Origin of the sequence: Rickettsia sp. Tenjiku01 (assembly GCF_001653015.1) — a bacterium.
GTDB classification, from domain to species: domain Bacteria; phylum Pseudomonadota; class Alphaproteobacteria; order Rickettsiales; family Rickettsiaceae; genus Rickettsia; species Rickettsia rickettsii.
On record NZ_BCMR01000006.1, the window covers coordinates 86,176 to 97,368 of the forward strand.

The following is an 11,193-nucleotide window of genomic DNA, read 5'->3' on the forward strand; positions in this document are numbered from 1 at the left end:
TTTAATAGATTGAGATTTAATGCCTTCATTAAAGTCAAGTAAACGATACAATAAATATACTATTTTGCAAGTAGTGCCTGCTCTAGTTTCGGGAGGGGTTGAAAGAGGTACTATAGAAGTTGCAAAATATCTTAAAATTCTCGGTCATACTCCTATCATAATTTCAGCAGGCGGTACTCTAGTTAAAGAGTTAGATAAGGAAGATATATTGCATATTGAAATGAATAGTAACAGTAAAAATCCTTTTGTAATTCTGAATAATGCAAAATTGATAGCAGAAATAATCAAAAAATATAATGTTGATATAGTTCATACAAGATCAAGAGCACCGGCATGGAGTTCATATCTAGCAACAAAATGGACAAATGCTAAATTTTTGACTACCTTTCATGGGGTTTATAATATTCCGAATAGTTTTAAAAAATATTATAATAGCATAATGCTAAAAGGCAAGAAAGTTGTTGCCGTGTCTAATTTTGTAAAACAACACTTGCTCGAAAACTATAAAATTGATGAAGATAAAATAGTAGTAATTGAGCGTGGAGTGAATTGTGATTATTTCGATCCCGCAAATTTAACGCCGGAAAAACTTGAAAAATGTTGTGATAAATATGATGTACCGAGTAACGTGCCGATAATATTAATGCCTTCTAGAATGACAAGTTGGAAAGGACATCTTGTTCTAGTAGAAGCATTAAGTAAATTAAAACATAGAGACTTTTATTGTTTAATGGTCGGTGATATATCTAGACATCCCAATTTTACTAATAGAGTAAAAGAGCTTATAGCTAATCTAAAACTTCAAAATAAAATTCAAATTTTTGGTAATGCTTCGGATATAATAAACCTATATGGGATTTCCGATATTATCATTTCTGCCTCAATCGAGCCTGAAGCTTTCGGGCGTACTATTATAGAAGGGCAGGCGATGAAGAAGCTTGTTATTGCAACTAATATCGGCGGGGCAGTAGAGACAATAAATAATAATATAACCGGTTTCCACGTAGAACCAAATAATGCCAAAGCGTTAGCACAGAAAATCGATTATTGTTTCTCGATTTTAGGTACTGATCTTGCTAAGAAAATCCAAGAAGCGGCAAGACATACGGTAATTAATAATTTCTCTCTTGATCTGATGCTAAGAAAAAACCTTGAAATCTATAAAGAAATCTTAAAAAACTCCCATAATTGAACATCTAGATTTAGTATATACTCATGATAAATGAAAAGTAGTCAAATATATAGGGTTGAATAGAATAGCTATTCTCCTAATAATTTTATTTCAGCATACAAATCTTCAAGATTTATACTGATCATAAAAATTATTATAGTCATGAGATTTACCGTCATGATGCACTACAAGCATTAAAGTTTCCGGTAAAAATTCTTTTAAAGCGTGTTATGCATTTTCTATAGATATTTTATCAAGATTAGCAAATACCTCGTCTAAAATTAATATTTTAGGGTTGGAAATTATAGCTTTAATGATTCCAATTTTTTTCTTTTGACTGCCACTTGGTGCATTTATTACATCATAATTTTTAGCACTTAAGTGCTTAATTAATGTACCTAGATCTAATTTTATAAGTAGTGTGTTAATTTTTGCTTCTAATAATTGCTTATTACTTTTAATGATTGATTGATCAAGGCCGGAGGTTATTATTTCAAATATAAGTAGATTAAACCGGTATGTAACTATTCTGATCAATAAATATTATTTTTGGATTTTGATAATGGGTAGATATGGAAATTTCACCAACGCTATGGCATGGATCAGCAATACAATTGACTAAACTCTTTAAAAAAGTAGTGTTGCCTTTTCCTGAGGAAGCTGAAAGAAGATCATGTGCTCCTAGTTTGAATACTAATTTTTCAAAACTCAAAATAGTTCTTTCTTCTATAATTAGGTTATAATCAGAAATTACAAGTTCATCGTTTGTATCATTAGTAGACCATGTTATTCCTTTTTATTCTCAGAAGAAATTGCCTCTATTAATTTTGTAATTCTCGCTTGTTATATAACTGCTCCACTAAAGATTATTTTTAATGAGGAACTTGTTAAGAATGATTTTAAGGTTTCAAGCCAAGGATTAAGTAGTAGAGCTTGCTCAGGCGTAATCTCTCCATTTTTTACTTTATGAATATAAAGTGATTTTATGAATTTATCGGAGATATCTAGTATAGTAGTTATAGTATTTTTTGTGCTATCTAAAAACAACATTTGCTTTGATATTTCTTTTTTAGCTTTAAGTTGCTTGGCATATTGATTTTGTACAAATTGAGCAGAATCAGTTAACAAGATATTTGAAGTATTAGAGGATATATTTCTTACTATAGAAGCTGTATTTTCGTTAATTTCCTCTGCTTCTTGCCTGTAAGAAATATTCAGTTGATATAATATATTTAAAAATCCTTCCTTAATATTTTAAAACGCATTAAATATAATAGCTCCTGGAACTAAATTCATTTTATATCTTGCAATGCAATAAGCTGTATAATTTTTTGAGTGATTAAATTCCCTAATTGTAAAATTCCAATAGTGAAAGTATTATTAAGATCATTAAATAAATTATTAGTAATAGCTTCTATATCCTTTAATTCTAAGATTTTACTTTTATATTCCTCGTTTAGTAACAGTTCTAAAGTTTTTTGTTCGATTAAATCTTGAGTATTTTGTGTTAAAGAAGCTTTATATGATTGGAATAGTGTGCTTATTATATTTTTTCCACACCATAAAATACTGATTTTTGCTCCTTGAGAAACAAGAGGTCCTATATCAGCATTAGGGTCCTGTATGAGTAAGGTTAATGCAATTAATGTATTGCTATCATTTCCGGTATAGTTAATAAAACTACTATTTATTTATGCTTCAATTAAATCTAAAACCCTTGGGTTACATCTTTAATTTCATTTTTTGAATCATTTTTAAAATTGTTAGAAAGTATATTAGGATCAATTACCCTAATATTAGGAGTTAAGTTTATCTGAATTTCTTTTAAATTTTCCTGATAATCATAATATGCTAAGCCTACTATTGCAGCTGTAGAAGTTAAATAAATTGGTACTGAATAATTAGGAAAAGTTGTGATGAGATTTGTAGTAATAGGGTAGATTAAACTTCCTTTAAATGTGGCAGAAGTAAGATAATGTTTCTGAAAATACCCTTCGGTTATTAAGATTTCATCAGCAAGAGTTGCCGAAACAAAAAGACTGCTTCCTGTTGTCCCATTTACAATAAAACCAATTATACCGCTAATTATTCAATGCGTTCCATATGCTAACTTTTTGGAAAAGGTAGAAGCAGCATTATTTTTATTAAAAATAGATATCGTTATTGTGAGTGGGCGTTGTTGTGTGTATCGAAAAAAGCACTCGGTGTTATACCGTAGTTTGACCACGGTATCCAAAAACAACTGAAAAACTGATCCACGCAGCAATACCTTTTGAACGATTGAAAGTAGCGTGGCACTCCATAAAAATAATAAAAAAATACTAAAAATTAGCATTTTTATACTTCCGTGCTTCGTCAAAAAGTACAGTTTTTTCTTAGCTCAGACGTTAAATTCTTAACTAATCTATCTTTAATAAACACTGCCGAATTAGGTGATAAGTTGTATTATAGTATAAAGAAAAAATGTAGGTGTAGGGAAGAAAGTAAAAAGGCAGATAAATAAAACCTGCCTTTTTATAATTATTAACGAGAATATAACTCGATTACTAAATGCACTTCTGCTTCAAAAGGATATGGGACATCAGAAAGAGCAGGAACTCTTAAATATTTACCGGTTAATGAAGGTACATCAAATGATAAATACCCCGGTGTTGTTTGACCTTGTTTTGAAACGGATTCTTGGATAAGCGGTATTTGTTTTACGGATTCTTTAACTTCTATAACATCGCCTGCCTTTAGTCGTATGCTTGCGATATTGGCTTTCTTACCGTTTAATTTAATATGTCCGTGTGACACTAACTGTCTTGCAGCAAAAATAGTTGGAGCTATATTCATTCTATAAACTACCGTATCAAGTCTACTTTCAAGTAACCCAATGAAATTTTCACCGGTATTACCTTTCATTTTTTGAGCAAGTGCAAAAATATTTCTAAATTGTTTTTCAGTGACACGACCGTAGTGGCATTTCAATCTTTGCTTAGCTTTTAAATGTAAACCATAATCTGAAGTTTTAATCATGGTATTCTGCCCATGTTGCCCGGGACGATAATTTCGTGTATTGAAAGCATCCTTGCTATCACCCCATAGACTTACTCCAAGTCTTCTACTAGCTTTATATTTAGAACGAACAATTTTTGTCACTGATAATATCCTTAACTTATTATTTATTATTTGAATTACAAAAAAAATATATACATTTCTTGCATCAAAGTCAATCATTGATTTTTAACCTAAAACTTTTTATATTTAATTAAAAAATATTGCATATGAGTTCCTTAGTAAGACCAATCAATTTAGGTAAAATCAATCATTCACAAAGTACTGTTAAAGACTATATTTCACTTATGAAACCGCGTGTAATGTCGCTTGTGATTTTTACGGGTTTTGTAGGTATGTGGCTTGCTCCTTATTCTGTGCATCCGCTTATTGCTGGTATTGCAGTTGTTTGCATAGCGCTTGGGGCAGGTAGTGCAGGGGCAATTAATATGTGGTACGATAGAGACATCGATAGCTTAATGAAACGTACCCAAAAAAGACCGATAGTAAGAGGAGTTATAGACTCTGATGAAGCTTTATCTTTTGGTTTGATAACGGGATTTTTTGCAGTATTTTTTATGGCTTTATGTGTTAATCTACTTGCATCCTTTTTACTGCTATTTACTATTTTTTATTATATCTGTATTTATACTATTTGGTTAAAGCGTCGTTCTATACAAAATATCGTTATTGGCGGAGTATCGGGAGCATTACCTCCTGTGATAGGTTATGCAGCGGTAAGCAATACTATATCTCTAGAGTCGATTATATTATTTTTGATTATTTTTATTTGGACGCCGCCGCATTCATGGACTCTTGCTTTATTCTGTAACGATGACTATAAAAACTGTAAAGTACCGATGATGCCTGCAGTAAAGGGGACTTTATATACTAAAAAACAAATTCTAATTTACAGTATTCTTTTATTTATTGTTTCGCTAATGCCTTTTTTTATTGGAATGAATAATTTTATATATTTAATAATTTCTGGTATTCTTGGGGTAGTATTTCTATATTATGCCGGTTCTTTATTCTATGACACCCCTGATAACAAACAAGCTAAACGATTTTTTGCCTATTCGATATTTTACTTGTTTTTTATATTTTTACTTTTGTACTCAACTAACACTATATCCACTATTAGCTGAGAGATAATAGTGTTAGGTTACTTTTATAGAAGCTAAAATTGAAACCCAACGTGAAGAAACATATCATAAGTGTATTTTCATGCAAGTGATTTTTGATTTATAACTGTAATTTTTAAATTTTATGCTTTTGTTTCGTAATTTTGATAAGTAGGAAGAGTTAGAATATATATCGTATTTTATTCCATGGGAGCAACCTGTCATGCAACACACTCCATCGTTGGATAAAACTATTCTTAATATCGGCTTGATAACGTACCGCCTCGCCTCCATATTCGCTTACTTTATTTTCCTGTATAATTTGGTTGCCAAATTAAAGCTTCACTCTCTAATCTATTTGAGGCAATATTTCTTTCATGCTGCTTATCGTTATGCGTTAAAAATATGCATTCCGCTTTTATAAAAGGTTTATATTGGTTATTTATGTATTGAGAAATCTTCAAATAACTTTGCATATTCGGTAAGCCAGCCTTCATAAGCAATAATAGGAGCAAAGTTGAGATGAACTTCGTAACCTGCTTCAATAAAAATATTCACCGCTTTTATTCTCTCGATAATTGGACTCGTTTTTGGCTCTAATATCTCACTCATTCTTGTCGGCATCAAACTAAATCTAATCCTTATTTTGTTTTCAGGATTAAAATTAAGTAATTTAGGATTGACATATTTAGTAGCAAAAGTTGCTTTAGCACGTGGATCTTCTTTAAAGAAATTAAATATCTTTAATCAATTAGTGTGTTTCCAATGCAAACTTACATCGGTAGAACAACCTATATCATATGTCCAATATTTAGAATCTGTTTGATGGGAAATTTTAGTCGGTAAATTTGCTATATGTTTATCCAATACGTCAAGTATTTAATCTATATTTTCATTGATATATATTGATATATAATGTCGCATAGTTATATGCATAACATAACAATAACTATTTCTGCAACCTCCGGCACAGCCATACATGAAGTTAGGCGTTATGTAATCAGCGGATCTTCCATTAGGACGTACGTGCAAAGTTTTCGTATTTTGTACTATTTTCTTAATCATACGATTTTAAATTAAAGTTTATTTAAACTACTTACTTAGCTTTACAAACTTCAGATTTATTTACTTACATTGAAATTGTAGTTATAAATTATTAATTACAAATATAAGTTATGGAAAAATCAAGCTATCTAAATTTTGATAATAAAAGTTATAAATGAAAAAATGATATTGAGTATCATAAATGCCCGGAAAGCTATAGAGTAGGTAAACGGGAGCAAGGAGTATGCATTTATCAACCATATAAAAATGAAATTTTGCCTTATTGGAAGTTTAAAACTTCTGAAATTGCTAAAGAAAGTAGTGCAAAAATATCTCGATCTTCATAACAGATATCCAATATCAAGAAGAAAAAGACAATCTACGAAAATTTGTTGAAACTGATCCTGCTGAACTTTCAAATTTTATTGAAACTTATGATAAAACTGAAAAATATAACAATAGAGAAGCTGAAACTTTTCATAGTTTAAGTTCTATTTTAATGGAAAAACAACAAGATAATGCGATTAAATCATTAAAGAAAGCTATTGAACTAGATCCAAGTAAAGCATTCTCTCACGAAGAGTTTTTTAATAAATTACATAAAATAAATCCGGAGGAAGCACTCGCTTCTATCAAAAGAGCTATAGGGTTAAACCCAAATAAAAAATCATTATATGAAGACCTTATTATTGTGTTGAAAAAGGCAAATTATGATGAAGAAGCAGCAAAAATTACTAAAGTAATTCAAGATTTCCTAAAAACATACCTAATTTGGTATTAGATACTGAGGAAACAAAGGCTTTGTATCCAATTAGGTTTGGCACAGGAATAACTGTATCAAAACGTGGGTATTTATGAGTTTTGCACTGTCATCTAGTTGCTTGCTAACTAAGTCTAGAAAAAATAACTTCAACATTGTTACTACACTATATTATATGTTTTGCTGGATGATGACATAGAGAGAAATAATAAGTCACACAACACCCATGACGGTCACATTAAAACAGTTTCTTCAAGCCTTTTTGTAGAAGCTTATTCACAGGATCTGCTTGTTGGTTTTCCTGCGGAGGGCTGTTTTGTTCCTCTGTATTTGTATCCTTTTTCTTTCTGAGACCCAAAGCATCTTTAATAATATTTTCAGGTTTCTTCTCTCCGCTTTTTAAGTCTTTAATAACGCTATTAAATACGTTTTTAACTAAATATGTTTGAAAGGCTTGAACGTCTAATTTATGCTGTGGATTATTTATGAATCCGTATAATTTAACGGCTATAGGCGGTAAATCCGCAATAGTAACGCTTGCACTAACATCCATCATATATTGTGGTAAGTTAATTTGACCGCTTGCATTTGTTGTGGCAGGTGAAGCATCTAAACTACATTCATTTAAATTCAGCTTGCCTTGCGTTATATTCCCTCTGGCAATTAAATTTTTGAAAGATGTGGATCCGCCACTAAAGGAGCTGTTAATAAGTCGCAATACTCCTTCGGTATTTTTAGCATTATTTACCGCATCTGCGATTCGGTTTAAATCAAATCCGCTTATTTCCCCGTTATCGCTATTTACGTTAAATTGTCCATTTAGATTATTAACATATGTATAAACGCTATTACCGCGAGAAGTAAGATCGGCTTTAAAGCTTAGTCGCCCATCAGTTATTTTTATTTTATCCGATTGCGGAGTGAAACTTTTGAGATAGGCATTTTTTAAATCGATTTTAATTGCAGCGTTTTGATTTTTGGCTGAACTCACATAACCGGTGCTACTTAGTTCGCCACCGTAAATGCTTGCATTAACTGAAGTAATATTCAGCGTGCCGCCGGTGATATTTAATTTTGCTTTTAAATTATTTATGATTAATGAGTCGTTAGTTAATTTATCAATATTTGCGGATAATTGCCCTTCAATTTCATTTAAAAACCCTAAATTAATAGGATTATTTGACCAAGGAGAATTATTTTTAGCTGTAGGTATGTTTTGAGTAGCAGGACTATTAGTTTTATTTGGAGCAGGAGTAGAACTATTACTTGTAAGAATTTTATCCAAATTAACTAACGGACTGTATAAGTTAAGATTAAAATTGGGCTTCTGAGTTAAATTAATATCTCCTTTAATAGATATATTAGTATTAAAAGCGGATATTTTATTATTAATATGGAAAGTATCTTTAATTTTTTGCACTCCTCCGTTTAACTGCAATACTCCAATCTTACTTAAATTACTTACTCCCATAAGAGACATAAACGACTCAAAATTATTAATTTTTAGATTGTGCGAAATAGTTATATCTTGTGCTAAATTTTTAAGTTCAATATCTCCCGTTAGATTACTATTTGCAGCCGATAAATTAATATTTTGTAATTTTATTGCTTGAGAATTACTAATTACATTAGAAGTAAGTATAAGTTTTTGGTTAATAATAGGCGGTAATTTATCGGTCTTTAGTTTTAGAGCATCAAGTATAGGTTTTAAACTATCAGCTTGTAGCATAATATTTGTCTTATCTAAATTAGAGCTAATCTCGGTTATAATGTTACCGGGATTGATAATAATATTTGATTTCAGGTTATTACGCTCTATATCATAATTGGCATTTGCTAGTAATTCTATATTTGGATAATTAAGTCTAGCATCTTTAATAGCTATATTTTTACTATCGGCAGTAATTGCCGTAGTTAGCTCGTAGTCATTTTGTAAATCAGCAGGCATACCTAAAGTTTTAGTATTACCTTTAATATTTGCGTTACCTATGAACGAATTATTTTCGCTATCAAATTTTCCTTCGATTTTAATTTTTTCACCGGCAAGATTAATATTGGCACTGAACGGAATTATTTTACCGATTTCTTCAATATTTCCGTCTATATTAATTTGCTGTTCCAAAGCCTTTAAAGCTATAGTCAAATCTATAGGACCTTTAAGGCTTTTAATTTTAGTCTCTAAGTTAATATCGTTAAATATTTTCTTACTGTTTTTTTCTATATATATTACTTTGCCGTCTATAATTTTAAAATGACTAATCAAAATAGGAAGTGCTAATTCAGTTTTAGTATCGGTAGATTCTACAGAGCTAATTTCATTTGTTTTGGATGCATTATTAGGTGTAGAAAATTGCCAATTTTTTTGTCCATTACTTAACACTTCTAGATTTATAATCGGTTTTTGCAGTTCTATAGAAGCTATTTCAATTGCTCCTCTAAAAAGAGGCAAAAGTCGCAATGACGCTTTAGCACCTTCAACGGAAACTAGATGAGGTTCTTTTGTACCGTTTATTGATGATAATTTAATTTCTGATAGTGATATTGCGGGATGCGGTAGTAAAGATAATTTTATGTCGCCGTTAATAGTTAAATCTCTATGTGTAGCCTCTTTAACTTTATCTATTACTATTCCTTTATAATTATTTAAAGGAATAAAGAAAGGAATAACAATTAATAATAATATTATACTTATAAATATAATAAGTGAGTATTTTAAAGTTTTAGGCATAGAGCTTAACCTTCTATTTATATACATATATTAATTATAGTATTTAAGGATTAATTGTCAATTTTATATAATTTACTCAATTAAGGATTAATATAATTATATTCTATGTTATTCCCACGAGGCGTTGTTGCGTGGACCGGTAAACCCCACTGTGTCACCCCGTGGCTTGACCACGGGTGCCATAAAAACAATAAATACTAATAAATTTAGTATTTTTAACTGGATCCCGTGGTCACGCCACGGGATGAGACAGAGGTGAATAAGAATCGTAGGGTACTATAAAGAAATTGAAAACTACGGTAAATTATTCAAGCTTCTATTTGATAATTTAAAATCACATAATCTTTAGTTATAATAGGCAAAAATTCTTTATTGAAAGGTAATAATTTGGTTGTTTGATCTGAAAATTCTATTTCAATTATGTCACCGGCACCAAAGTTAAGAATATTTTTAATTTTGCCTATTTCTTTATGATCTTGGTTTAATACCGGTAAATGAGTTAAATCCGCTATATAAAATTCATCTTCGTCTAGTTCCGGTAAACTTGCTCTTAAGCAAAATATTTTATAACCTTTTAAATTTTCAGCTTCATTTCGAGTAGCTATATCATTAAATGTACAAATTAATTCTCCTTTGGCATTTTGGCTAATTAGCTTAATATGTATATTTGCTCCTGACTCATTTACTAAATTTCTTTCAAGTATTTTTGTAGCAGGGTCGGTAAAAGATTTTAACATTACATGACCTTTAATTCCATGACATGATTTTATTACACCGACTAAAATTAAATTTTCTAAAGAATTCATTAATTTGCCTTTAAATTTTGATAATTATATATAATAATATATTTAAAAACTTTTTTACAGACATGATAAAAAAAATAGCTGCCGGAGTCATAATGTGTTTTTCATTATTGTTATTTATAATGTTTGGTGCATTATCGTTTGTTAACTATAATTCGGTTACTAATAATTTTACCAGTCATTTAGGAATTGCGAAAGAAAATATCGGAAAAATAAAGATGAATAAATTTCCTTTGTCCTATTTGGTTATTGAGACGATAAGAGAAGAAGGAACGTTAGATTTAGAGCAGATTAAAATTCATTTTTCGTTGTGGTCGCTTATAACATTTAATCCTAAAATTAATAAAATAGATATATTAGATGCTAAATTTTATTCACATTCTAATGTATTAAATATTTATAATCATGAAGAGTTAATAAAGAATTTCTTTAAATATAAATTACAAAATATAAATCTAAATGTTACTAATCTAAGTATTATTAATAAACAAGATTATTCTATTTTAAATTTTAATAATTTTATATTA

General features: G+C 29.9%; 10 protein-coding genes and 2 pseudogenes. 5 read left to right on the forward strand and 7 right to left on the reverse strand.

Annotated features, from left to right (window positions below; all coding sequences use genetic code 11):
- Positions 1-19: 19 nt before the first annotated feature.
- Complete coding sequence (locus TENJIKU01_RS02305; protein WP_064429055.1) at positions 20-1,192, forward strand: glycosyltransferase family 4 protein; 1,173 nt, start codon at positions 20-22, stop codon at positions 1,190-1,192.
- A 207-nt stretch (positions 1,193-1,399) separates the two neighbouring features.
- Here TENJIKU01_RS02305 and TENJIKU01_RS08825 read toward each other — a convergent pair whose 3' ends face one another.
- The 4 genes from TENJIKU01_RS08825 to rpsD form a co-directional block, all read right to left on the reverse strand.
- Positions 1,400-1,708 carry an ATP-binding cassette domain-containing protein gene (locus TENJIKU01_RS08825; RefSeq protein ID WP_082894470.1) on the reverse strand — a complete coding sequence of 103 codons (309 nt, stop codon included), beginning with the start codon at positions 1,706-1,708 and terminating at the stop codon, positions 1,400-1,402.
- Positions 1,680-1,883 (reverse strand): hypothetical protein, encoded by a 204-nt coding sequence (locus tag TENJIKU01_RS07240; RefSeq protein WP_082894471.1) that lies wholly within the window; start codon positions 1,881-1,883, stop codon positions 1,680-1,682. The genes TENJIKU01_RS08825 and TENJIKU01_RS07240 overlap by 29 nt, the downstream gene beginning before the upstream one ends.
- 131 nt (positions 1,884-2,014) lie before the next feature.
- Complete coding sequence (locus tag TENJIKU01_RS02315; RefSeq protein ID WP_064429056.1) at positions 2,015-2,299, reverse strand: hypothetical protein; 285 nt, start codon at positions 2,297-2,299, stop codon at positions 2,015-2,017.
- A gap of 1,395 nt (positions 2,300-3,694) precedes the next feature.
- Positions 3,695-4,312 (reverse strand): 30S ribosomal protein S4, encoded by a 618-nt coding sequence (gene rpsD, locus TENJIKU01_RS02320; protein ID WP_064429069.1) that lies wholly within the window; start codon positions 4,310-4,312, stop codon positions 3,695-3,697.
- 125 nt (positions 4,313-4,437) lie between these two features.
- On the opposite strand from rpsD, the gene cyoE reads away from it, so the two are divergent.
- Positions 4,438-5,355, forward strand: coding sequence for a heme o synthase (gene cyoE, locus TENJIKU01_RS02325; RefSeq protein ID WP_064429057.1), 918 nt, complete (start codon positions 4,438-4,440; stop codon positions 5,353-5,355).
- A 414-nt stretch (positions 5,356-5,769) separates the two neighbouring features.
- Here cyoE and TENJIKU01_RS10570 read toward each other — a convergent pair whose 3' ends face one another.
- Complete coding sequence (locus tag TENJIKU01_RS10570) at positions 5,770-6,072, reverse strand: spore photoproduct lyase family protein (protein ID WP_371440158.1); 303 nt, start codon at positions 6,070-6,072, stop codon at positions 5,770-5,772.
- A 434-nt stretch (positions 6,073-6,506) separates the two neighbouring features.
- Between TENJIKU01_RS10570 and TENJIKU01_RS07250 the strand changes: the two are divergent.
- Both TENJIKU01_RS07250 and TENJIKU01_RS02335 read left to right on the forward strand, forming a co-directional pair.
- Positions 6,507-6,722 (forward strand): annotated as a pseudogene (locus TENJIKU01_RS07250) (DUF4385 family protein).
- Between the two features lie 152 nt (positions 6,723-6,874).
- Complete coding sequence (locus TENJIKU01_RS02335) at positions 6,875-7,156, forward strand: hypothetical protein (RefSeq protein ID WP_227779859.1); 282 nt, start codon at positions 6,875-6,877, stop codon at positions 7,154-7,156.
- 217 nt (positions 7,157-7,373) lie between these two features.
- Here TENJIKU01_RS02335 and TENJIKU01_RS02340 read toward each other — a convergent pair whose 3' ends face one another.
- A complete protein-coding gene (locus tag TENJIKU01_RS02340) occupies positions 7,374-9,863 on the reverse strand; it encodes an AsmA family protein (RefSeq protein WP_064429070.1) in 2,490 nt (829 codons plus the stop codon).
- Between the two features lie 308 nt (positions 9,864-10,171).
- Positions 10,172-10,669, reverse strand: a complete 498-nt coding sequence (gene rimM / locus TENJIKU01_RS02345; protein WP_064429058.1) for a ribosome maturation factor RimM — start codon at positions 10,667-10,669, stop codon at positions 10,172-10,174.
- A gap of 62 nt (positions 10,670-10,731) precedes the next feature.
- Between rimM and TENJIKU01_RS02350 the strand changes: the two are divergent.
- A pseudogene (locus TENJIKU01_RS02350) lies at positions 10,732-11,193 on the forward strand (exodeoxyribonuclease 7 small subunit); the annotation flags it as partial.